Annotated in this window: 23 protein-coding genes and 1 tRNA gene; 16 read left to right on the top strand and 8 right to left on the bottom strand. The window is 66.7% G+C overall.

Features of this window, described 5'->3' with window-relative positions:
• The first annotated feature begins 322 nt into the window (after window positions 1–322).
• Window positions 323–1,414: a hypothetical protein gene (locus MKK84_RS29470; protein WP_243925662.1), complete on the top strand. Its 1,092-nt coding sequence runs from the start codon at window positions 323–325 to the stop codon at window positions 1,412–1,414.
• A 17-nt stretch (window positions 1,415–1,431) separates the two neighbouring features.
• Here MKK84_RS29470 and MKK84_RS29475 read toward each other — a convergent pair whose 3' ends face one another.
• Both MKK84_RS29475 and MKK84_RS29480 read right to left on the bottom strand, forming a co-directional pair.
• Complete coding sequence (locus MKK84_RS29475) at window positions 1,432–1,773, bottom strand: hypothetical protein (RefSeq protein WP_243925663.1); 342 nt, start codon at window positions 1,771–1,773, stop codon at window positions 1,432–1,434.
• A gap of 68 nt (window positions 1,774–1,841) precedes the next feature.
• Window positions 1,842–2,705: a formyltransferase family protein gene (locus MKK84_RS29480; RefSeq protein ID WP_243925664.1), complete on the bottom strand. Its 864-nt coding sequence runs from the start codon at window positions 2,703–2,705 to the stop codon at window positions 1,842–1,844.
• Window positions 2,706–2,918: 213 nt separating this feature from the next.
• Between MKK84_RS29480 and MKK84_RS29485 the strand changes: the two genes are divergently transcribed.
• Window positions 2,919–4,517 carry a cryptochrome/photolyase family protein gene (locus tag MKK84_RS29485; protein WP_243925665.1) on the top strand — a complete coding sequence of 533 codons (1,599 nt, stop codon included), beginning with the start codon at window positions 2,919–2,921 and terminating at the stop codon, window positions 4,515–4,517.
• Here the strand turns inward: MKK84_RS29485 and bcsS are convergent.
• Window positions 4,484–5,146: a cellulose biosynthesis protein BcsS gene (gene bcsS, locus MKK84_RS29490; RefSeq protein WP_243925666.1), complete on the bottom strand. Its 663-nt coding sequence runs from the start codon at window positions 5,144–5,146 to the stop codon at window positions 4,484–4,486. The two genes, MKK84_RS29485 and bcsS, sit on opposite strands and share 34 nt — an antisense overlap.
• 353 nt (window positions 5,147–5,499) lie before the next feature.
• Here bcsS and MKK84_RS29495 point away from each other — a divergent pair, with 353 nt between their 5' ends.
• Complete coding sequence (locus MKK84_RS29495; RefSeq protein WP_243925667.1) at window positions 5,500–6,105, top strand: exopolysaccharide biosynthesis protein; 606 nt, start codon at window positions 5,500–5,502, stop codon at window positions 6,103–6,105.
• A 94-nt stretch (window positions 6,106–6,199) separates the two neighbouring features.
• Here MKK84_RS29495 and ldtR read toward each other — a convergent pair whose 3' ends face one another.
• Together ldtR and MKK84_RS29505 are read right to left on the bottom strand one after the other, a co-directional pair.
• On the bottom strand, window positions 6,200–6,712 hold the full coding sequence (gene ldtR / locus MKK84_RS29500; protein ID WP_243925668.1) for a transcriptional regulator LdtR: 513 nt from the start codon (window positions 6,710–6,712) through the stop codon (window positions 6,200–6,202).
• A gap of 161 nt (window positions 6,713–6,873) precedes the next feature.
• Window positions 6,874–7,332 (bottom strand): DUF6163 family protein, encoded by a 459-nt coding sequence (locus MKK84_RS29505; protein ID WP_409566560.1) that lies wholly within the window; start codon window positions 7,330–7,332, stop codon window positions 6,874–6,876.
• A gap of 205 nt (window positions 7,333–7,537) precedes the next feature.
• Here MKK84_RS29505 and hemB point away from each other — a divergent pair, with 205 nt between their 5' ends.
• From hemB to MKK84_RS29550, 9 genes are all read left to right on the top strand, one after another.
• Entirely contained in the window at window positions 7,538–8,596 is a 1,059-nt protein-coding gene (gene hemB / locus MKK84_RS29510) for a porphobilinogen synthase (RefSeq protein ID WP_243925669.1), read from the top strand.
• The gene (locus tag MKK84_RS29515; RefSeq protein ID WP_243925670.1) at window positions 8,593–8,961 is read left to right on the top strand and encodes a hypothetical protein; all 369 of its coding nucleotides are present in this window, start codon (window positions 8,593–8,595) and stop codon (window positions 8,959–8,961) included. Before hemB ends, MKK84_RS29515 begins: the two co-directional genes overlap by 4 nt.
• Before the next feature lie 87 nt (window positions 8,962–9,048).
• Window positions 9,049–9,537 carry an RDD family protein gene (locus MKK84_RS29520; protein ID WP_243925692.1) on the top strand — a complete coding sequence of 163 codons (489 nt, stop codon included), beginning with the start codon at window positions 9,049–9,051 and terminating at the stop codon, window positions 9,535–9,537.
• 124 nt (window positions 9,538–9,661) lie between these two features.
• Window positions 9,662–10,408, top strand: a complete 747-nt coding sequence (locus MKK84_RS29525; protein ID WP_243925671.1) for an arginyltransferase — start codon at window positions 9,662–9,664, stop codon at window positions 10,406–10,408.
• A gap of 103 nt (window positions 10,409–10,511) precedes the next feature.
• Window positions 10,512–11,819 (top strand): adenylosuccinate lyase, encoded by a 1,308-nt coding sequence (purB, locus tag MKK84_RS29530; protein WP_243925672.1) that lies wholly within the window; start codon window positions 10,512–10,514, stop codon window positions 11,817–11,819.
• A gap of 53 nt (window positions 11,820–11,872) precedes the next feature.
• Entirely contained in the window at window positions 11,873–12,730 is an 858-nt protein-coding gene (locus tag MKK84_RS29535) for a D-amino-acid transaminase (RefSeq protein ID WP_243925673.1), read from the top strand.
• Window positions 12,731–12,828: 98 nt separating this feature from the next.
• Window positions 12,829–13,161 carry a hypothetical protein gene (locus MKK84_RS29540; RefSeq protein WP_243925674.1) on the top strand — a complete coding sequence of 111 codons (333 nt, stop codon included), beginning with the start codon at window positions 12,829–12,831 and terminating at the stop codon, window positions 13,159–13,161.
• 143 nt (window positions 13,162–13,304) lie between these two features.
• A complete protein-coding gene (locus tag MKK84_RS29545; RefSeq protein ID WP_243925675.1) occupies window positions 13,305–14,597 on the top strand; it encodes an adenylosuccinate synthase in 1,293 nt (430 codons plus the stop codon).
• 280 nt (window positions 14,598–14,877) lie between these two features.
• Window positions 14,878–16,281: a histidine kinase gene (locus MKK84_RS29550; RefSeq protein WP_243925676.1), complete on the top strand. Its 1,404-nt coding sequence runs from the start codon at window positions 14,878–14,880 to the stop codon at window positions 16,279–16,281.
• Window positions 16,282–16,328: 47 nt separating this feature from the next.
• Here MKK84_RS29550 and rpoH read toward each other — a convergent pair whose 3' ends face one another.
• Together rpoH and MKK84_RS29560 are read right to left on the bottom strand one after the other, a co-directional pair.
• Complete coding sequence (gene rpoH, locus MKK84_RS29555; RefSeq protein WP_243925677.1) at window positions 16,329–17,222, bottom strand: RNA polymerase sigma factor RpoH; 894 nt, start codon at window positions 17,220–17,222, stop codon at window positions 16,329–16,331.
• A gap of 235 nt (window positions 17,223–17,457) precedes the next feature.
• A complete protein-coding gene (locus MKK84_RS29560; RefSeq protein ID WP_409566561.1) occupies window positions 17,458–18,462 on the bottom strand; it encodes an RluA family pseudouridine synthase in 1,005 nt (334 codons plus the stop codon).
• Window positions 18,463–18,564: 102 nt separating this feature from the next.
• On the opposite strand from MKK84_RS29560, the gene MKK84_RS29565 reads away from it, so the two are divergent.
• Window positions 18,565–18,640, top strand: a tRNA-Glu gene (locus MKK84_RS29565).
• Between the two features lie 546 nt (window positions 18,641–19,186).
• Window positions 19,187–19,507: a hypothetical protein gene (locus MKK84_RS29570; protein ID WP_243925679.1), complete on the top strand. Its 321-nt coding sequence runs from the start codon at window positions 19,187–19,189 to the stop codon at window positions 19,505–19,507.
• 634 nt (window positions 19,508–20,141) lie between these two features.
• On the opposite strand, the gene MKK84_RS29575 is transcribed toward MKK84_RS29570, so the two are convergent.
• Window positions 20,142–20,813: a sigma-70 family RNA polymerase sigma factor gene (locus MKK84_RS29575; protein ID WP_243925680.1), complete on the bottom strand. Its 672-nt coding sequence runs from the start codon at window positions 20,811–20,813 to the stop codon at window positions 20,142–20,144.
• A gap of 213 nt (window positions 20,814–21,026) precedes the next feature.
• Between MKK84_RS29575 and MKK84_RS29580 the strand changes: the two genes are divergently transcribed.
• Window positions 21,027–22,484 carry a helix-turn-helix transcriptional regulator gene (locus MKK84_RS29580; RefSeq protein ID WP_243925681.1) on the top strand — a complete coding sequence of 486 codons (1,458 nt, stop codon included), beginning with the start codon at window positions 21,027–21,029 and terminating at the stop codon, window positions 22,482–22,484.
• Between the two features lie 303 nt (window positions 22,485–22,787).
• A partial coding sequence (locus MKK84_RS29585) for a CsbD family protein (protein ID WP_243918666.1) occupies window positions 22,788–22,967 on the top strand: 180 nt, incomplete at its 3' end.

Consider the following 22,967-nt stretch of genomic DNA (forward strand, 5'->3'; position numbering starts at 1 on the left):
GTTGCCGCGCATCAGTTCATGGCCCCTGGGTGTTGGTGCGTCGGAAGAGCGCTACGGCCGGTCCGAACGGCTGTCATCGCCGGGGAGGGGCGGTCCTTTTCCTGCTTTGATGAATCGGCCTACGACCAGGCCGAGCGGAATCGACACCAGAAACCAGCCTCTGAGGAATCGCAGGGCCTTCATCGTGTATTGCTCCCCGATCTGAACTGGCGACGTCTTCGAAGTTGGTGCCGCACGGGGCTTACGCTGCGCGGGCACATTGGTTCACTGGCCCGCGCGGAGTTGCGTTCGCCGCCGCGAAGCCCAGGCCTATCTGATCGGGATGAACGCCATCCTGGCCCTGCCGGGACCCACCAGCGGCGATCCCGGGACAATCATGCATCTGTGCACCAGTCTGACGTTCGTGCCGTTCCTGTTCGGTCTACTTGCCGGGGTGTCGCTCCCTGCGGCCGCCGAGGCGCCAGGGCAACCACCGATTGTTGCCGCCCAGGCTGCTCCGGTTTGGCTGCCCAGTTTTTCGCGCAACGTCCAGGGTACCGGTCTCCCCGGCATCGACGGGGGACACGTCTTCCTTTGGAATCAGCCCCAGGGTTTCGACCCGGTCTCGACGTTGCGGGTCGACCGGCACGTGCCGAACGGGTCAGGCGAGGCCACCCACACCTATAAGGCGCTGTGGGCGCTCGGCTCCACCGGCCCACATAATGCCGGCTACGAGTGGACGATCACCGGCGAGCTGCACAACCGGGCGCTGGCCAGCACCGGCGCTCAGAACGTCGCAGTGAACGGGACCATCTTCAAGGAGCCGAATGGGATCGGTCCGGTCGGCCCGTCCTGGGCCGGCAACTTCAACTGTGTGGACACGACCACCGAGGCCGATCCCTTCGCGTCGTGTATCGGCGCGGAGATCGACGTCTCAGCCCAGTCGCCGACCACCGACCGCAATCGCCAGCAGGTCGGACTGCAGATCTCCACAGGGGGCGTACCAGGCGCCCACACCGGATACGGCATCCTGATGGGCAATCTCACCGGATCGATTACCGACCGGGCCATCTCGTTTCAGGGCGAGGGTACCTATGGAATCGGGATCGACGCTGCTGCGGCTCGCTTCACCGGCGTGCCGATCCTGCTCGGTCCGGGCCAAATGATTGCGCTCGATGGCACGCAAGACGGTGCTTTCTCGCGACGGCTCGGCTTTGACGGGCGCGACCTCATTTACGCCGGCGGTGCCGGTCCGGTGTTCCGGGTGAGCGATGCCGGCCATGTTGAGGCCGCCTCACTTCGCGAGGCGCGACCGCAACCGCCCGCAAGCAGCAGCGATCGTTGCGAACCCGGAGACCATGCCTGGGACGACGCCTACGAATATCGCTGCGTTGCCCCGAATCGCTGGAAACGCGCGGCGCTCACCGATTGGTAGGACGATCGGTTTCGGCCTTAGCGGTCGAGGATCCGAACCACGGCGCGCGACGCCGGATCGACCACCACGATCTTGTCGCCCGGCGCCACGAAATAGCCGAAACGGCGCAGTCGCGGATCGGGGGCGTCCGTGAACGGGGCGAGCCGGACATCCTCGGGCACGATGCTGCCGGGCCGCAGCGGGATCGATCCCACGATCGGTCCCGGGCCGACCGGGCGGCGTACAATGTAGTCGCGCACCACGACGTCGTCGTCGGGGCCGAAATCGTCGGGTCCCACGATGATCGCCTGTGCGAAGGCGGAGCCAGTGAAGAGCGCGGCGAACCCGAGGGCGGCGGCGAGGCTTGCGCGTGTCGACATGTCGGGCTCCATAAGCACGGCCGCCGGAAACACGGCCGAACCCGGATCGGTTCCCGTGCCGGGCGCGCTCAACGGCCGATCTGGCCCGCCTCGCTCAGCGGCAGCGGCGACCAGCGGGTGATCTGCACGTACCCGTCGAGGGCCGCGACCACGATGTGGCGGCGGTGGCGATGCACCACCGCACCGGCGGCGTGGGTATGCCGCTCCTGCCAGCCGTCAGCCTCCGCCACGTAGACGCGCGTATCGCCGAGGCGGGCGATGGTCTCGACCGTGCCGAAGGCCCGCACCCGGCGCAGGATCGCGCCCACGTCCTTTCGGAAATCGAGGGTCCGGTCGCCATCGGTGGCGCGCGGCCAGTAGGAGCCGTCACCCTGCGGCTCGGCCCAGCGCCAACGTCCGGGCAAGTCGCGCCCGAGGGGGCCGGCGACGAGGCGGCGCGCCGCCATCTGGCACTTGGCCAAGAGGGTCTCGTGCGATTCCTGCGGGCTGAGGGGAAACATCTCCTGCGCCAGGATATCGCCGGTGTCGAAGCCGTCCGCCAGCACGTGGGCGGTCACGCCCCAGGTTTCGTAGCGGTCGAGCACGGCGCGGAACAACGGGTACGGGCCACGCCCGATCGGGAGCGGGGAGGGGTGGATGTTGAAACCGTAAGCCGCATGGCCGCGCCAGCCGCGCACCAGCCACGGGTAACCCGCGACCACGAGCGCCCAGTCCTTGCCGTGGTCGGCCTGGATCGCCTCGATGTCACGCTCGCGGATCCGCGAGAGCTGGATCGGGATGCGCAGCGACCGGGCGCGGGCGACAATCACGTCGTTGTGGTCGTAGATCCCGTCGCAGGGGCGGGTGAACAGCTTCACCGGCGTCCAGCCAGCGTCCAGAAGCCCCTCGAAGACGCCCCCCAGGAAGTCGATGCCGGCGAACGCGAACTTCATGTGTCCCGCCTGCGACCTTGTGAACGTGGAGGGCGCAGGCTTGCAGCCTGCCCGCCGTCGCCCCCGGCCTTACCTTGAACCCGACGGCTTGTGTAGCGAGGGGGATCCACGTGAGGCGGGTGATCAGCGACAGCGGAACGGGGTGGTGGATCACAGAGAAAGTCATCGGCGTGGCTGGCGGCCGCTCGACCGTTCGGACCGAGAACTGAAACGATGCCGGGCAAGCCCAAAGCCGGATCCTGCGGAACGCTGCGCCTGATCCTCGGCGACCAGCTCACCCGCCGCGTCTCCAGCCTGACCGACCTCGATCCAGAAAGCGATGTCGTGCTGCTGGTCGAGGTGCGGGACGAGGCGACCTATGTCCGCCACCACAAACAGAAGATCGCGTTCCTGTTCGCCGCCATGCGCCACTTTGCGGCCGAGCTGACGGCCGAGGGCATCCGGGTCGACTACGTGCGCCTGTCCGATCCGGACAACACCGGCAGCTTCACAGGCGAGCTCGAGCGTGCGGTGGCGCGGCACAAGCCGGAGCGCGTGACCGTCACCGAGCCCGGTGAATGGCGGGTCTGGCAGATGATGCAGGACTGGCGCGAGTCCCTCGGGCCGCCGGTGGACATCCGTGCCGACAACCGCTTCCTCTGCCCGCGGGAGGATTTCGCGGGCTGGGCCGAGGGCCGGCACCATCTGCGGATGGAAACCTTCTATCGCGGCATGCGCCGCCGCACCGGCCTGCTGATGGAGGGCGGCGAGCCGGTCGGCGGGCGCTGGAATTTCGACGCCGAGAATCGCAAACGCCTGCCGAAGGGCCACGCGCTGCCCGACCGGATCGGCTTCCAGCCGGATGCCGTGACCCGGGAGGTCATCACCCTGGTGGAGCGGGAGTTCGGCGACCATTTCGGCGATCTCGCCAGCTTCTCCTGGCCCGTGACGCGGACCGACGCGCTCGCCGCACTCCGGCACTTCATCGCCACGTGTCTGCCGACCTTCGGCGACTACCAGGACGCCATGAAGACCGGTGCACCGTTCCTGTATCATGCGCTGATCTCGCCGGCCCTGAACGCCGGCCTTCTGACCGCGGAGGAGATCTGCTGGGCCGCCGAGCGCGCGTTCCGCGAGGGGGCGGCGCCGCTGCACTGTGCCGAGGGATTCATCCGGCAGATCCTCGGCTGGCGCGAATATGTCCGCGGCCTCTATTGGGCGCGGATGCCCGAGTACCGCGACACGAACGCGCTCGGGGCCGGCAGGGCCTTGCCGTGGTTCTACTGGTCGGGCGAGACCAAGCTCAACTGCATCGCACAGGTGGTCGCGGATACGCGCGCCCATGCCTATGCCCACCACATCCAGCGCCTGATGGTGACGGGCAACTTCGCCCTGATCGCCGGTCTCGACCCGGGGCAGGTGGAGGAATGGTACCTGATCGTGTTCGCTGATGCCTACGAGTGGGTCGAATTGCCCAACGTTCACGGCATGGTGCTCTGGGCGGATGGCGGCGTGATGGGCTCGAAGCCCTACGCCGCTTCGGGCGCCTACATCGATCGCATGTCGGATTATTGCGGATCGTGCGCGTTTGACGTGAAGGTCAAATCGGGCGCGACCGCCTGCCCGTTCAACTACCTCTATTGGAATTTCCTGATCGAGAACGAGGACAAACTCGCGAACAATCCGCGCATGGCGATGCCCTACAGGACCCTGCGCGGCTTCGGGGACACGCGCCGCGCCGAGATCCGCCATGACGCGACGACCTTTCTTCGGTCCCTCGCGAGCAAGCCCGAACCGGCCTACAAGGGCGACCAGACCGAAAGCGCCGTGTAGGGGGCGATGGACCGTCGGCCGGTCTCGCTCTGGATCCCGGCCGAGATCCTGAAGCTGATGCGTCCGACGGTAAAATCCGTCGCGTGCAGCCCGATGTTCAGTTTTCTGAAGCCGGACGCATCCGTGTTCAGACTGGCTTCCGGCCCGAAATAGGTATCCCAAAGTCGATAACCCCAGGCGGCGCGGGCCCAGACGCTGTCGAGCGCGGTGCCCGCGACCACTGTGCCTTGAAGCATTGTGCCCTCGGAAGGGCGGGCCCAGATCTCGCCGTGCAAACGAAGACCGAAGCGGGATGGCAGGAGGAGCGGCCCATTCGGCTCCACGAGCATCTGCGTCGTCATCTCGGGGCCAGCGAAGGCCACGATCACGCCCCACTCGAAGAACCACTGATACCCGAAGACGAGCGCGCCGAGGGCCGTGTAGCGCTGAACCGAACCCTCCGGGCCACGCTCGGCCTGTTGGCCGCCGCCGAGGCTCGCCAACACCACGACGCCGTCGCGATCGAGGGACGGCAGGCCGACCTTTGCGCCGGCTGTCATGAACGTGGCGGCGCCCGCATCGAGACTGCCGAACACGAGCGTGTCGATCTCACCGGCGCGTGCAGCATCCGCCAGACTGATCCAGAACAAGATCCCGACAGCAACGCAGATGCCACGAAGACGGCGCTTGAGTTGAGGGTGTCCGACTCGCACGGTTTTACCTCCTTGCGGAGGATGATCCGTGAGATACGTGAGCGAGTCGAGTCGATCTATGCGCGGTCTGCGTCGATGCGCGGATCTTAATCTTCGGCTGCGTTTGATTTATATCAAGAACTGTTTCGAAACACCTCGGGACGAGATTTCCGTTTCCCGACTGCAGCGTTTGCTGCGAAATGGCGGCGCCCTGCCGAAGGAGTGGGCGGTGCTGACGCACAGCTGCCGTGCTTGGCGTACCACGCGATCTCCGCTAGAGCCCCCGCGGGACAGCGAAGGTTGGCGGATCCTTGACCTCCGGTGCACGAACGTCCGACGTCCTCACTGTTTTGGCGAGCCAAGAAGGTGAGCGCCTCACGGTGGGCGACATTGTTGCGGTCCTGCGGGACCGTGCCTTCGCGCTGCTCGTCGTGCTGCTCGGCTTACCGAACTGCCTGCCGATGCCGCCGCCGATCCCGCTGATCTGTGGGCTTCTGCTGCTGCTGGTGGCGACTCAGATCGCGGTCGGCATGTCGGCACCGTGGCTGCCGCGGATGCTGCTCGGCCGCTCCATCGCGTTGACCGATGTGCGGCGCGCCGTGACGCGGGCGGTGCCGGTTCTGCGGCGTCTGGAGCGCTGGTCGCGCCCGCGCCTGAGCGTGTTCGACACCGCGCTGGGCATGCGCGGTATGGGCATAGCCCTACTGGCCCTAGCGCTGGCCCTGATCGTGGCCGCGCCCATTGTCGGGCAGATCCCGCTGGGACTCGCCGTCTGCCTCGTGGGCCTTGGCCTTGTCGAGCGTGACGGTGTCGTGGTGCTGGGCGGCCTCGTCATCGGTCTGTTCGGCGTCGCGATCAACGCCGGTTTCGCTTATGCGGTCATCGCGGGAATCCTGAGCCTTCTGAACGTCTGGTAGGACGGATCGGAGGCGATAGTGGATCTGATCTGCCCAGAAGCGCCCGCTAGTCGGGTGTGCTCGATTTTCTGTTAGCGGCGGACGGGAACGCGCTTCAGAGGCGGTAGCGGATCTGGTCGGTCCAGAAGCGCTCCAGACGACCGAGCGCCTGGTTGAGCCGACCGAAATCGTCATCCGAGATGCCGCCGATCGGTGCGATCGTGCGGGCGTGCTTGTCGTAGAGACCCTGGATGATCTCGTGCACCTGACGGCCCTTGTCGGTGAGGCTGATCCGGACTGAGCGGCGGTCGGTCTTCGAGCGAGCGTGGTGCAGGTAGCCGGCCTCGACGAGCTTCTTGACGTTGTAGGAGACGTTGGAGCCCAGATAGTAGCCCTTGGTCCGCAGCTCGCTTGCGGTGAGTTCCTTGTCGCCGATGTTGTACAGGAGCAGGGCCTGGACGCTGTTGACGTCCTCGCGGCCGCGCCGCTCGAACTCGTCCTTGATCACGTCGAGGAGCCGGCGGTGCAGGCGCTCGACGAGGTGAAGCGCCTCGAGATAGGAGCCCCGAGCCGGCAACGCCTCTTCGATGGTTTCGATCTTGGTGGCCCTGGCGCCCTGGGTCTTCATGTCTGCCTCGCCGTCTGATGCCGCGGTATCCGTTCAATGCGGTGCCGCTGATGTTGGCTAAGCTACCGCTCGGGAATGAAAGGCGATTTAAGCGACAGGATGAATTGCCGATTTACGCTTTGCGGTAAAGACAAACTGAAGCGAAGATCAAAACGGTTCGTTCACCGTGCTTCCTGCGCCGCCAGCCAGGACAGCACGAAGTACAACAGCACGACGCAGCCACCGAATACGAGAAGCGGGATCGGCACGGGCAGGAGTTGCGGGGTCAGCACGGCGAGCGTCAGCGCTGAAGTGACGGCAAGCAGCCAGATGACGCCGCCCCAGGCACTGGTCAGCCACAGACCGATCGCCGCCGCGGCATCGACCACTGCGAAATAGACGATCGCCGCCTGCCGGCCGAACGGCTCGGACTCGAACGGCCGCACCCCGGGGATCACGTCGAGGATGGTCGCCCAGGACGCGAGGCTCTTACTGAGCCAGATCAGCGCCGTGATCCGCATGAACCAGATGAGGGCCATATCCCACGCGCCGGGTGCCGGGCCCTGGGCGCGCTCGATCCGGTCGGTCGGGATCTCGCCCGGCCGTGGTGTCTTGCGTCGGATCGGGAAGGAGCCCGGCACTACGACGCGCTCTGGGCAGGGAGGGGCCGGTGCATCATCGAAGCCGGGTCCTAATTGTGGGTGGGTGCGCGGGTTGAAGCGGTTTGGCGAGTCTGCGTCAACGGTCGGGTTTCGCCGGTTCGCTCCCGTGTGTTAGTCCGGCGCCTCCGGCGCGCCTGCGTCGAGCGATCCGCGGCGCCGGCCGCGCGAACGGTAGCGAAGCTGCATGTCAGACACCTTGCCCGAGCCGCGTCCCATCGCCCTGGAGGCCGCCCGGGAGGGCGCCCGGGTCGAGGGCCTGAAGATCACCCAGCGGCCGCGCCGCAACCGCAAGGCGGATTGGTCGCGCCGCCTCGTCCGCGAGCACACGCTCACCGTCGACGATCTGATCTGGCCGATGTTCGTGATCGACGGCGCTGGACGGCGTGAGCCGATCGCCTCGATGCCGGGCGTCGAGCGCCTCTCGGTGGACGAGATCGTGCGCGATGCCGAGCGCGCGGCCCGGCTCGGGATCCCGGCGGTGGCCTTCTTTCCCTTCACCGAAGTGTCGCTACGCGACCCGACGGGCTCCGAGGCGCTGAACGCCAACAACCTCGTCTGCCAGGCGGTGCGGGCGGTGAAGCGGGCGGTCCCGGAAATCGGCATCATGACCGACGTGGCGCTCGATCCCTATACCAGCCACGGCCATGACGGCCTGATGCGAGACGGGGCGATCCTCAACGACGAGACCGTGGCGGTGCTCGTGGAGCAGAGCCTGATCCAGGCCGAGGCCGGGACCGACATCATCGCCCCCTCCGACATGATGGATGGCCGCGTTGGCGCGATCCGGGCGGGGCTCGACAAGGCCGGGTTCCTCGACGTGCAGATCATGGCGTATGCGGCAAAATACGCGAGCGCCTTCTACGGCCCGTTCCGCGACGCGATCGGCACCAAGGCCGCGCTGGTCGGCGACAAGCGCACCTATCAGATGGATCCGGGCAATTCCGCCGAGGCCCTGCGCGAAGTGCGTCTCGACCTCGACGAGGGGGCCGATTCGGTGATGGTCAAGCCGGGCCTGCCCTACCTCGATATCATCCGCCGCGTTCGAGACGAATTCCAGGTCCCGACCTTCGCCTATCAAGTGTCGGGCGAGTACGCGATGATCGAAGCGGCCGCCCGGAACGGATGGCTCGACGGTGACCGTGCGATGGTCGAGGCGCTGCTTGCCTTCAAGCGCGCCGGAGCGGACGGGATCCTCACCTATCACGCCCCCCGGGTCGCCGAGCGCCTGCGCAACCATCCGTGAGGCCCGCGCATCGCTGGCTGCTGGCAGCAGCGATCGCGGCCGGCTTCCTCGGCGGGCTCGCCACTTGCGACGACAATCGGCGCCGCGAGCAAGTCGCCACCTGTCGGCGGGCCCTCCCGGCGGTCGCACCGGAGGCCGGGATCCGTCTGCTGCGGGCGGCTCCCGGATCGACGCCCGATACGGTCCGGGTCGATTACCTCGATGGTCATCGCCAGCATTGGCTGACCTGCCGCTTCGATGGGGGCTCGACCCTGCTGGCGCTGGCGACCGAGAGCAGCACCCTGTCCGGGCCAGCGCTCTACATGCTGAAGCGCTTCTATCTCGACACGCCCGACGCAACGGCCGCCGATCCGGCCGGGCACTGAGTGGGTCTGCCCGGCGCACGCCTCTTGCGTCTTGCCGATATCGCCACCACTTCTCGACGCGCAGCCTCGCTTGCAGGACGCGACATGATGCAGAACACGCAACCCGGTTACGCGCCACGCTTCGATGCGCCTAGCTACGCCACATCCTTGCCCGTACCCTTCGTACGAGCGAGCCTTGGCGCCCGCGGGGTCGCCTATCTCCTGGATATCCTGTTCATTTTCGGCTTCACCGTGCTGCTCACGCTGCTGATCACGGTGGTCGGCGTCGTCACCTTCGGGCTTGGCTGGACGCTGTTCGCGATCCTCCCGGCGAGCGGCATCATCTACAGCGCAATCACGGTCGGCGGCCCGCGGCAGAGCACGATCGGGCAGCGGCTGATGGGCCTGCGGGTCGTGGCGCCAGAGAGCGGCGGGCGGGTCGACATCATCACCGCGGCCGTCCACGCGCTGCTGTTTTACGTCGCGATTTCGACGTTCCTGCTCTGGTGCGTGGACATTGTCTTCGGACTGGTGCGGTCCGATCGTCGGCTTGCACACGATCTTCTGCTTGGTGTCGCCGTGGTCCACGCCCGCTGACGTCCTCGTGTCGCGGTGAAAATCGCGCCCAGCGACGGTTCGGGCCATTGAGCCCGGCCGTTCCGCCGTTACACTGGTATGCCGGCGCCGACAGATTGCTTCCGGCGCAGGGTCAATCAGAAGCGTGACCAGCCACCCGCGCGACACACCGCAATTTTATCTCACCGCGCCCTCGCCGTGCCCGTATCTGCCGGGCCAGGAGGAGCGTAAGGTGTTCACGCATCTCGTCGGCCGGCGTGCCCGCGACCTCAACGAGATCCTGACGCAGGGCGGTTTCCGCCGCTCGCAGACCATCGCGTATCGGCCGGCTTGCGAGACCTGCCGTGCCTGCGTCTCCGTTCGTGTCGTGGTGGACGAGTTCGAGCCGAGCGCGAGCCAGCGCCGTATTCTCAGCCGCAACGCGGATTGGATCGGGACGCCAGAGCCTAACCGGCCGGCCTCCGAGCAATACGCCCTGTTCCGCCGCTATCTCGACGCGCGCCATGGCGACGGCGGCATGGTCGACATGACGGTGCTCGATTACGCCATGATGGTGGAGGACAGCCACGTCGATACGCATCTGGTGTCCTACCGGCGTCGGGGGCCGGACACGGCGATCACCGGGCACGGTTCCGGCCTGCCGCTCGCCTTCTGCCTGACCGACGTCCTCGCCGATGGCTTGTCGATGGTCTACTCGTTCTACGACCCCGAGGAGGCCTCCCGCTCGCCGGGCACGTTCATGATCCTCGATCACATCCACCGGGCCCGGCGCCTCGGCCTGCCGTACCTGTACCTCGGCTACTGGGTCGAGGGTTCGCGCAAGATGGACTACAAGTCCCGCTTCCTGCCGCAGGAGCGTCTGATGGGCCAGGGCTGGGTGCGGGCGGACTGACGCTCCACCGCCGAAGCGCCCCGGATATGCCGGATCTGCATTGAGCGGCCGGGCCAGCGCGTGCTACCGGCCTCGCACGTATTTCAGACCGCGCCGAGGCCCCATGATCCCCCGCTACAGCCGCCCCGCGATGACCGCGATCTGGTCGCCTGAGAGCCGCTTCCGGATCTGGTTCGAGATCGAGGCCCACGCCACCACTGCGCTCGCCGAGATCGGCGTCGTGCCGAAGGAGGCTGCCGAGATCGTTTGGGCCAAGGGTCGAGACGCGGTGTTCGACGTCGCCCGCATCGACGCGATCGAGGCGGTGACCAAGCACGACGTGATCGCGTTCCTTACCCATCTCGCGGAGATCGTCGGGCCGGAGGCGCGCTTCGTCCACCAGGGCATGACCTCCTCGGACGTGCTCGATACCTGCCTCAACGTGCAGCTCGTGCGGGCCGCCGACATCCTGATCGCCGATGTTGATGCCCTGCTCGACGCCCTCAAGGCCCGGGCCTTCGAGCATAAGCTGACCCCAACCATCGGCCGCTCGCACGGTATCCATGCCGAGCCGGTGACCTTCGGGTTGAAGCTCGCCCAGGCTCATGCCGAATTCCAGCGCAACCGCCGTCGTCTGGTTGCGGCTCGGGAGGAGATCGCCACCTGCGCGATTTCCGGCGCAGTCGGCACCTTCGCCAACATCGACCCCCGGGTCGAGGTCTACGTCGCCGAGAAGATGGGGCTCACGGCCGAGCCGGTCTCCACCCAGGTCATCCCGCGGGATCGCCACGCGCAGTTCTTCGCGACGCTGGGCGTCGTCGCCTCTTCCCTGGAGCGGCTGGCCATCGAGATCCGCCATCTCCAGCGCACCGAGGTGCTGGAGGCGGAGGAGTTCTTCTCCGAAGGGCAGAAGGGCTCCTCGGCGATGCCGCACAAGCGCAACCCGGTGCTGACCGAGAACATCACCGGCCTCGCCCGGATGGTCCGCGGCTACGTCACCCCCGCCCTGGAAAACGTCGCTCTCTGGCACGAGCGCGACATCTCGCATTCCTCGGTCGAGCGGATGATTGGCCCCGACGCCACCGTGACCCTCGACTTCGCTCTGGCGCGGATGACCGGGGTGATTGAGAAGCTGCTGATCTACCCGGCCAACATGCAGAAGAACCTCGACCGGCTGGGCGGCCTCGTCCACTCGCAGCGGGTGCTGCTGGCGCTCACCCAGGCGGGTGTCTCGCGGGAGGACTCCTACCGTCTGGTCCAGCGCAACGCGATGCCGGTATGGCGCGGGGAGGGCGACTTCCTTGAGCTGCTGAAGGCCGATTCGGAGGTGACGGCGGCCCTGTCGCCCGCGCAGATCGAGGAGTGCTTCGATCTCGGCTATCACTTCAAGCACGTGGACACGATTTTTGCGCGGGTGTTCGGCGCGGCCTGAGATCGCCGCACGATTCCTGCTTCAGGCTAGCGACGAACACAGGAAGGCTGCCCGTGACCGCTCCCCGCACCGTCTATCTCAACGGCGAATTCCTTCCCTTCGAGCAGGCCCGCGTGCCGATCATGGATCGCGGTTTCCTGTTCGCGGACGGAATTTACGAGGTCTCGGCGATCCTCGATGGCAAGCTTGTCGACAACGCCGCCCATCTGGCGCGCCTCGACCGGTCGCTCGGTGAAATCGGCATCCGCAACCCGCACGATGCCGCGGGCTGGGAGCGGTTGCAGACGGAGCTCGTCGCCCGCAATGGCGTCACCGAGGGCCTCGTCTACATGCAGGTGACCCGGGGTGTCGCCGAGCGGGATTTCGCTTTCCCTAAGGGCGATGTCGCGCCGACCGTGATGATGTTCACGCAGGCCAAGACCGTGCTGGACAACCCGCTCGCCGAGACGGGCGCGCGGGTAATCACCGTTGAGGATCTCCGCTGGAAGCGCCGGGACATCAAGTCGGTGGCCCTGTTGGCCCAGGTGCTGGCCAAGCAGCAGGCCGCCGAGGCCGGCGTATCCGAGGCCTGGATGGTGGAAGACGGGGCTGTGACCGAGGGCTCGTCGTCCACAGCTTTCATCGTCAGCCGCGAGCGCGTCCTAGTGACCCGGCCGCTGTCGACCGCGCTGCTGCCCGGCATCACCCGCGCCTCGGTGCTACGCCTCGCGCAGGAAGCCGACCTACGGATCGAGGAGCGGCTGATCCCGGTCGCGGAGGCTTACGAGGCCGCGGAGGCATTCTACACCAGCGCCTCGGCCTTCGTGATGCCGGTGGTGCAGATCGACGACCGGACGATCGGCGAGGGGCGTCCCGGTCCGATCACCCGACGCATGCGCGAGCTCTACATCGCGGCTGCGCGGCAGGGCTGAGAGCTTCCGCCGGTCGATCCGGAAGCGGCTCGTCCCAGGAACGGATGCCGCCCCCGACTGTTCCTCCCCGAAATCGGAGACGAGAGGGGAGACGGATCGTGCCGAAGATATTCCTGCTTGCCGCAATGGCGACGACTCTGCTGACCATTCCGGCCTACGCGCAGAACCCAGACGCCCCGCTGAAGGGTCGCGACACGGATCCTGCTTTGCCGCCGCCGACCGAGATGCCGGCTGAGCGCGTGCGCCCAAGCCCGGACGCGCCGCCGAAGTATCAGTCGCTGAGCGACAAGCTTCAGCAGAATGACGGGGTCATCAAGCCGCCCGCCAATGGAACCGCCGGAACGGTGGTGAAACCCGATCAGTCGGGCTCCATGCCGGTGATCAAGCCCGATGAACTGCCCGGGCGCGCGCCGGGAACGGAGGCGAAGTAGCCCGCCGCGATCCGGTCGCGGGTGCGTTATGCGGGCGGATTGCTTGATTTCGCTGCCCGGATCGCGGAAACGGCTGACGACGTGCGCCGCCTGCACCCGTGGGTGGCGCCGTCCCGGTTTCCGTCGCGGGTAAGCAGGCAGACATGGCCAACGTCGTCGTTGTGGGCGCCCAGTGGGGCGACGAGGGCAAGGGGAAGATCGTCGACTGGCTCTCTGAGCAGGCCGACATCGTGGTTCGCTTTCAGGGCGGGCACAATGCCGGCCATACGCTGGTCATCGACGGCGTCACCTACAAATTGGCGCTTTTGCCCTCCGGCGTAGTCCGAGGCGGCAAGCTGTCGGTCATCGGCAACGGCGTGGTGGTCGATCCCTGGCACCTCGTGGACGAGATCGATCGGATCAGGGCGCAGGGCGTCGAGGTCTCGCCCGCCTCATTGCGAATCGCCGACAACGCCACGCTGATCCTGCCGCTGCACCGCGAGCTCGACCATTTCCGCGAGACCGCCAATACCGGCCTCAAGATCGGCACGACCAAGCGCGGCATCGGTCCGGCCTACGAGGACAAGGTCGGACGCCGGGCAATCCGCGTGGTCGACCTCGCTGATCCCGAGGCTCTGCCCGCCAAGATCGAGCGGGTGCTGACCCATCACAACGCCCTGCGGCGGGGCCTCGGCATCGACGAGGTGAACGCCGAGGCGCTCCTCGCCGAGCTGAAGGCGATTGCACCGAAGATTCTGCCCTACGCCGACACCGTCTGGGCGCTGCTCGACGAGGAGCGCCGGGCCGGCAAGCGCATCCTGTTCGAGGGCGCGCAGGGCGCTTTGCTCGACGTCGATCACGGCACCTACCCGTTCGTCACCTCGTCCAACATCGTGGCCGCGCAGGCCGCGACGGGCTCGGGCCTCGGCCCGGGCGCGATCGGCTACGTGCTCGGAATCGCCAAGGCCTACACCACGCGGGTGGGGGAGGGGCCGTTCCCGACCGAGCTGTTCGACGAGATCGGCGAGACGATCGGCAGCCGCGGGCGCGAGTTCGGCGTCAACACCGGACGTAAGCGGCGCTGCGGCTGGTTCGACGCCGTGCTGGTGCGCCAGACGGTGCGGACCTCGGGCATCCAAGGGATCGCGCTGACCAAGCTCGACATCCTCGACGGGTTCGAGGAGATCCGCGTCTGCACGGGCTACCGGCTGGACGGGCAGACCATCGACCATCTGCCGGCGAGCCAGGCCGCTCAGGCGCGCGTCGAGCCCATCTACGAGGTGATCCCGGGCTGGTCCGAGACCACGGCGGGCGCTCGCTCCTGGGCCGATCTGCCGGCGCAGGCCATCAAGTATGTCCGCCGGATCGAGGAGTTGATCGGCGCGCCCGTGGCGCTGCTCTCCACATCACCGGAGCGCGACGACACGATCCTCATGCACAACCCGTTCGAAGACTGACGGATCGCACGCTATCGCGTTGACGACGCGTCATTTTGAACGACCCGCCCATATCCAGGCCGCTCCGGCGTGATCTAGAACGGGTGCGGGGCTCGGCGCCCGTCAGCGCAGCGGGCGGCCATCGACGAACCGATCAGCGTTGGGCCGCGGCCTTGCGCGACGCGGGCACGACATCATCGGCCGAGGGCCGCGGCCGATCCCAGTGGGATGGCCGGATCCCTCGGCTCCCGGCCATCGACCGGTGCACCGGCCGGCGGCCGTAGGGGCGGATCAGGGGCACATGGCCGATTACTACCCGCTTCTGGCACGCGCGCTCGCCGCGCTGCCGGATCGAACGCCCGCCCTTCGCAAGGCGGTCTACGACCGCGCGCGCCATGCCCTGATCAGCCAGCTCCGATCCCTCGATCCGCCTCTGTCCGAGGCCGATATCGATCTTGAGCGCCAGGCTCTGGATGCCGCCATCGAGCGGCTGGAAGTGGATCACGGCGGGCTTCCGGCCCCGGCCAACGATGCCGCATTGGCGGCCGACCCGGAGCCCGTCCCGGCTCCGGTCGTGCCGGAGCCTGCGCCACCGGAACCCGCGCCTCCCCGGCCGCAAATTTCCGAGCCCACGCTGCCCGCGGCCAACCCGCCCTTCGAACGCGTTTTCACGACGCCGACACCCGTTCCGGGGCCCGCGGACGAGCCGCGCGAGGCTCCGATCACGATCGCCCCGCCGCGGACCGGTGCTTCCCCGAACGTCGCGGCCGAACCGAGCGAGTTCGCTGACGGTCCGTCACCGGTGGACGAGCCCGATCTCGGCGCCGCGGTCGCCGATGCCGGCAATGGCCGCCAGCGTCCACGCATCGAAGTGGTGCCTCCGCGGGCCGGACGCTCGCGGTTGCTGCGCAATTTCTTTGTCGGCGGCATGCTGGCCGTGGTGATCTCCATGATCGCCGTGGCCGCCTTCCTGCTCCGCGACCGACCCCAGATCCTCCCGTCGAGCGGGACCGAGACAGCTGACACGCAGCAACCGGACGGAGAGGCCAAATACGGCGACCGCGTCGGCGGTGATGCCGCACCGGCCCCGCGGCCGTCACCCCGCCCGAACAGCGCTCCGCCTCCACGTGCCGTGGCGCCGTCCTCTGACTCCGCAGTGTCGGTCGCCCAGAGAGCCGAGCTGATCGAAGAGGTGCCGGGCACCGAGAACGCCCAGCCGACCCTGCTGTCGGGCCGTGTGACGTGGCGGCTCGATACGGTCAACGGGGATCAGGGGCAGCCGCTTCAGAACGCCGTGGTGGCGACGGTGACGATTCCGGATGCCGGGCTTACGCTGGTCATGACGATCCAGCGCAATCTCGATGCGACCCTGCCGGCCTCCCATACGGTCAATTTAGCTTTCAGCCAGACCGGCGGCGGAGACGTTCGGACGATCCAGGATATCGGTCTGCTTCAAGCGAAGGACGACCAGAACGCCCGCGGCTCACCGGTGTCGGGTCTTCCGGTCCGTGTCCGCGACAATCTGTTCTTGATCGGTCTGTCGTCGCTGCCCAACGATGTCGAGCGCAACACGGATCTTCTGCTGCACAAGAACTGGTTCGATCTGGCCCTGCGCTACAATTCCGGACGGCGCGCGGTCCTAACCTTTGAGAAGGGCTCCACGGGGTCCCAGGTGATGCAGAACGCCTTCGCGTCCTGGCAGTAAAGGCATGCGGCGGCGCGGGCGGCCGTTTAGGGGCCGCCCGGGAAACGTCAGTGCGCTTCGATGCCCGTGCGCGGCAGCTCGCGGTTCGCGATGTTGCGCTTGACCGCCTCCTGCACCTTCTCGAAGGCGCGCACCTCGATCTGCCGCACGCGCTCGCGTGAGACGCCGAACTCGCCCGAGAGATCCTCCAGCGTGATCGGATCATCGGCAAGCCGCCGAGCTTCGAAGATGCGGCGCTCGCGCGGGTTGAGCACGCTGAGTGCGTCCCGCAGGGCCGAGAGGCGGTTCTGCCCCTCCTGCTCGTGGGCCAGCACGGTCTCTTGGCTGGGTGCATTGTCGACCAGCCAGTCCTGCCACTCGCCCTCGCCCTCCTCGCGCAGGGGGGCATTGAGCGACGTGTCGCCGGACAGGCGCCGGTTCATGTCGATCACGTCCTGCTCGGGCACGCCGAGGCGGGTGGCGATCTGCTTTACCTGATCGGGCTTGAGGTCGCCCTCGTCGAGGGCCGAGATCTTCCCCTTGGCCTTGCGCAGGTTGAAGAACAGCTTCTTCTGGTTCGCCGTGGTGCCCATCTTCACGAGCGACCACGAGCGCAGGATGTATTCCTGGATCGCGGCCTTGATCCACCACATGGCGTAGGTGGCGAGCCGGAAGCCCTTGTCGGGATCGAAGCGCTTCACCGCCTGCATCAGACCGACATTGCCTTCGGACACGACCTCGCCGATCGGCAAGCCGTAGCCGCGGTAGCCCATGGCGATCTTGGCGACGAGGCGCAGGTGCGACGTCACGAGCCGATGCGCGGCCTCACGGTCGCCGGCGTCCCGCCAGGCCTTGGCCAGCGTGAACTCCTCCGTCGGCTCCAGCATCGGGAACTTGCGGATCTCGTCGAGGTAGCGCGACAGGCCACCTTCATTGGCGAGCACGGGCAGCGCACCGGCCATGGCTTTCTCCTGGACCTAAGTCCCCCTAACGGGCGGACGCGACGGGCAACAGTGCCGTCCACTCGGGCCGCTCTTGAGCCGACCCTGCCGGCCACCCATTTGGTATGGGTCGCCGGGGCCGGTCGCGATCGAGGACACCTACGTCATCATCAACGCGCAATCGGCCAAATCAGTTTGTACCATGGCACGATGTGACGCGGTACGGGGTGTTGTTTCGCACGCGTGCCGACCGGGGTTACAGACTGGTCCGGTCCGAGCCATCCGCGCGCAACTGCGTCAATAACGCAGTCAGATCCGGCGGCAGCGGACTCTCGAACCGCAGCGTCGCCCCGGTGCGCGGATGGCTGAACCCGAGCAGCGCGGCATGGAGTGCCTGGCGGCCGAGCGCCGTCAGCGCGGCTCGCGCGTCCGCTGAGAGGCGTGACGCCTTGGTGCGGAACCCGCCGCCATAGACAGGGTCGCCGAGCAGCGGATGGCCGCGATGGGCCATGTGCACGCGGATCTGGTGCGTTCGCCCCGTCTCCAGGCGGCATTGGACCAGGGACGCATCCGGATAAGTCTCAGTGACCGAGTAATGCGTGATGGCGTGGCGGCCGGACGTATCCGAGACCACCGCGATCTTCTCACGATGGAAGTGGGAGCGTGCCAGATTCGCGCTGATCGTACCCGTGCGCGGCTGCGGCAGGCCCCAGACGATGGCGGCGTAGGCACGCTCCAACGGACCGGTGCGGCCGTGGTCGGCGAACTGCGCGGTCAAACCCTGATGGGCGGCATCGTTCTTGGCGACGACGATCAGGCCGCTCGTGTCCTTGTCGAGGCGATGGACGATCCCGGGCCTGCGCACGCCGCCGATCCCGGAGAGGCTGGCTCCGCAATGGGCGATCAGCGCGTTCACCAGGGTCCCGCTCTCGTGCCCGGGCGCAGGATGCACCACGAGACCGGCCGGCTTGTCGATGACGATCAGGTCGTCGTCCTCGAACACGATCGGCAGGTCCGTTTCCTCCGCCGCCGGTTCCGCCGGTATCGGCGGGGGCAGGGTCAGGACGATGCGGGCTCCCACCGCGACCTTTACGGCCGGATCGCGCATCAACGCCCCATCCCGGCTGACGTGACCCTCGCGGATGAGATCCTGCAAGCGCGCGCGGGACAGATCCCCAAACAGCGCCACCAAGGCGCGATCAAGCCGGATGCCGCCCTCGGCTACGGTGCCGACGCGTTCCTCGTTGCTGTTGTCCACCACGTCTCCGATCCGCAACCTATTCGCCCCGCCGATGCGAATTTCCCTGGAAGGCACTTGCTCCTCAGGCGGGTGGTGGCTATAGCACCCCCGCGCCGCCGGAAAGCTCCCATCGTCTAGCGGTCTAGGACGTCGCCCTCTCACGGCGAAAACAGGGGTTCGATTCCCCTTGGGAGCGCCACCGGCGCATACATCCGGAACTTTTATAGAAGCTTCACAGGAATCGGGCGTAATCCCGCTTTCCTGGTGGGTCCATGCTGGTCACTCGCGAAGCGCTTCCGGACCCTATTGGCGAGGCCAGCGCGCTGAGTGTCGCGTGATCGCGCCACCGCCGGAATGTCTGGGTGATCCGCAGCGGCGGATCGACTTGGTTTCGGGTCTGACCCGCGATCTGTTCCGCGCGAGCGAACGCGGACCCGCCAACAGGCTGCCACGCAAATGCTCCTGACCGGTTCTGGCGGGATCTTGATGTGTCTCGGGCGAGGCGTCCTCAGTGCCCTCGTAGTCAGCTTCGCCATGGGCCGAGAGCAGCATCAGGCCGCATCAGCTGCGTCTCCGTCGAGAGCCGGATCGCTGCCGCCTCACCCGTTCACAGGAGGCATTCGATTCTGCTGAAAATTTAGCTCTCGACGACGCGAAGTCTAATCCTCAATCGCACACAGGTTTGGATCGCCGCAAGGTTGTATTTACAGTCTATCACTATCCTCGGTTGCGGAACCTCCGCGCGATGTCAGCCGAGATGACGGTGGCCTCTTCCTTCACGCCGGACCATGGGCATCCGTCTGCAATCGCCAGCGCTCGAGGGACGCATGACGATCTCGACGGTGACATCCGCCCGTCATCGTTAACGCTTCAAGTACTGGGTATTCTTTTAAAAATCCTAATCTTGATATCGAGCCTTCCCGTGCTCGTGATTGCGCTGGTCGCTGAGAGATTCTTGCACAAACAGCCGACCATACAGCGCACCGTAACCGGTACTTTTGTAGCTCTCAGCGTTGTCAACGCAGCAGGGTTGATCCTGACGATCCTGTATTATTTGCTCGCTTGAGATAGACATTGAGGACAACGCTCGACGCCTATTCAGATCCTCACGAACACCGAGGCTTTTATGATCCTCTCCTTTACCTTCGGGCCCTGAAGTGACGGCTGGACGCGTCCGGCTTGTATCCTGCGATGATGGCGTCGCTCGCGCAGACGCTGCAAAGGGACCTGATCTCCCGCGGCGGAGCCACCCCGGCGCAGCGCGGCGCCAGCGACGATACTGGAACGCGCACTTACGCGTTCGAGAGCGCCTCGGTCACACCCGTGTCGCGAAGAGGCGACACGCTGATGCACCGGCACCCGTCAATCCTTTAGATCCGGGCCGGCGGGGTCGCCCGGAGGCACATCCGGACCAGGGCCGGCCCGCTCGCCGTCGGGCGGGTTATCGACGGGTTCCGAGGGCTCGTCGGCGCCGAGGGGGCGCTCACGCGACGGCGGTGCCGGATCCGGCCGTTCGTCGTCGGACGGTGGCTCCGCCCGTCGACCTGCATGAAGCCTGTGGGGTTCGAGACACCGCGCAGAAGCCGGGCGGGGTGGGGGAGAACGTCCTCGACCGGCTCCCGGATCAATCCACCTGCCTTGGGCAGACAGCGCAGGAGCAGTGGGTGCTGCCCGGAGGAGCGTTGACGGAGAGACGGGCGTCATGCGCCGAGTTCCTGAGTCAGGCGTTCGCGGGCTCGGCTGACGCGGCTCTTCACGGTGCCGGACGGACAGCCGATCACGCTCGCGGCAGCTTCGTAGGGCAGGCCGTCGACGGCGACCAGCATCAGCGCCTCCCGGTGGGCGGGTTCGAGCCGGCCGATCGCCGCCTGGAGATCGCGCAGGCGGAGCGAGTGATCCTGCCGGGGCGGTTCAGAGAGGTGGGCCGCGTGCGCGCCGTCGGGGTCCGGCACTTCGCGACTGCGCTTGCGGCGCCCGTTGATGAAGCCGTTGCGCAGGATCGTGAACAACCACGCCACCAGGCTGGTCCCGGGCTCGAACCGTCCGCGGTGCTCCCAGGCCTTCAAGAGGGTGAACTGCACGAGGTCGTCGGCCTCGTTGCCATCGAAGGTCAGGGACAGCGCGTAGCGGCGTAGCCGTGGGACGAGGCCGATCAGGTCATCCTTGAAGGCGTTCGGCAGTTGGCGGCACGTGTCGGCCGTATCCAACACCGCCGAGAGCCGTCCGAGCACCGCACCGAGCGGCGAGTTCGGATCGACTGCGGCAACTTCTGGATAGTATTCGCGCAACCGTTCCGCGAGATCCCCAGGGACAAAAGTATGATGGCACCCGGCCCAGTCGGGCGCGTCGCGCAGTTCGTCGGCGGGTTGCACGTCAGGATCACCGGTTGCGATGAATCGTTTCGGACGCTGCTCGGCTTTTCGCGCTTTCGCAGCGGTCAGAACTTATCACTGGTCGATCTCGATGGCGTCAATGATGCAGGTATACCAGTGAAAAGTTCGCCTCCACTGGAACCCGCTTGCGCGCAACCCGTTTGAGCCGTTGCGCTGGACAGGCGGCGCGGATCAGAGGGAGCCGGATCGGCCGTGACGGTGGGCGTGGATAGGCATGAGCTCCGGCAGATCATCGCCGGCTTGAGCGAGGGCGTGATCCTGGTCGAGCCCGACCAGACCATTGCGTATGCCAACGAGGCTGCCCTGGCGATGCACGGTGTTCAGAGCCTCGACGAACTCGGCCAGACGGTGGACGCCTACCGCGATCGATTTTCGCTGCGCTACCGCAACAACAATACGCCCAACCACTACCCGATCGAGCGCGTCGTCGCAGGCGAGACCTTCCACGATGTCGTTGTCGAGGTGAAGCGGGCCGACAAGCCGGAGCTCGACTTCGTCCATTGCCTGCGCAGCTTGGTCGCCACCGATCGCGAAGGCAAACCGAGCTGCCTCGCCCTCATTTTGAAGGACGTGTCCGAACAGTTCGAGGCCGAGGAGCGCTTCGAGGCGACCTTCAACGCCAATCCGGCGCCCGCCATCATCACGCGGCTGTCCGATCTGCGCCACGTCAAGGTCAACACCGGCTTCCTGGAGATGACCGGCTTCACACGCGATGCCGTGATCGGTCGGAGCGTCTACGAAGTCGATGTCCTGGCCAATGCCCGCAACCGCGAATTGGCAATCTCAAGGTTGCACGAGGGCGGGACGATCCCGCAGATGGAGGCGTGCCTCGACCTGCCCGATGGCGGCTCGCGCTTCGTGATCGTAGCCGGCCAGCAGATCGAACTGGGCGACGAGCCCTGCATGCTGTTTACCTTCGCCGACCTCGAACTGCGCCGGAAGGCCGAGACCGCCTTGCGCCAGAGCGAGGCGCGCTTCGCCACGGCGTTCCGGATGACCCCGGTGCCGACCGTTCTGGCACGCGCTCAGGATGGCTGCGTCACCGGCATCAACGACGCCTTCGGGCGCGTGTTTGGTTTCGGCGAGGATCGGATTGTCGGGCGCAGCCTCGATGAGGCGGGCCTGTGGATCAAGGACGCTCAGCGCCTGCGCTTCGAGGCGGCGATGGCCGAGAGCGGCTTCGTGTTCGGCGTCGAAGTGTGTCTGCGCCACGAGAGCGGGACCAACCTCGATTGCCTGGTCTCGGCCGAGCGTGTCACCATCGACGATGGGGATTTCGTGCTGATGGTGCTGCAGGACATCACCGATCGCAAACACACCGAGCGCGAGCTGTTCGACGCGATCGAAGCCGTGATGGCCGATACATCGTGGTTCAGCCGCGGATTGATCGACAAGCTGGCCAATCTCCGCCACCCGGGTCGCGAGAACGCGGACGGATCGATGCCAAGCCTGACGGTGCGCGAGCGGCAGATCCTGAACCTGATCTGCTCCGGCCTGGGCGACGATACGATCGCACGCAAGCTTAGCTTATCGCGCAACACGGTACGGAACCACGGGGCGGCGCTCTATCGCAAACTCGGCATTCACAAGCGCAGCGAAGCCATCATATGGGGGCGCGATAACGGATTTCCGCTCACCAGTAATGAGTGAAATTAACCACCGTACCAGTACGAAATGACTATTGATCGGTAGAGCAGACGGCACATCTTTCGGACAGCCAAAGCGTCCCGAAGATGGAATGCCGAAGGCTTGAGACGAAGATTTCGGCTTCGAAAGATTATTCGAACGGCTTGGTGAAACAGGCCATCGGCAAGTCGATCTGGGATCTTTGGACCGACGCCGAGCAACAGCACCAGCGGCTGGGTACGAAGTCGACGCGTGGCCGGGAGCGCTGCGTATCACGACAGCCCGCCGCTCTGCTGCGGAAACACACGAACGAGACAGGAGAACGACATGGTCGACACGGACCGGATCACGGGCGCCGCGAAGGAACTCGGCGGCAAGGTGCAGGGCGCGGTGGGCGACCTCACCGGCTCGCAGCGGGACTCGGCCGAGGGCCGCGCCCGCGAGGCGGCCGGCAAGGCCGAGAACCTCTACGGCCAGGCCAAGGACACCGTGCGCGACGCGGCCGAG

Source organism: Methylobacterium sp. E-065, assembly GCF_022829605.1.
Classification (GTDB): domain Bacteria; phylum Pseudomonadota; class Alphaproteobacteria; order Rhizobiales; family Beijerinckiaceae; genus Methylobacterium.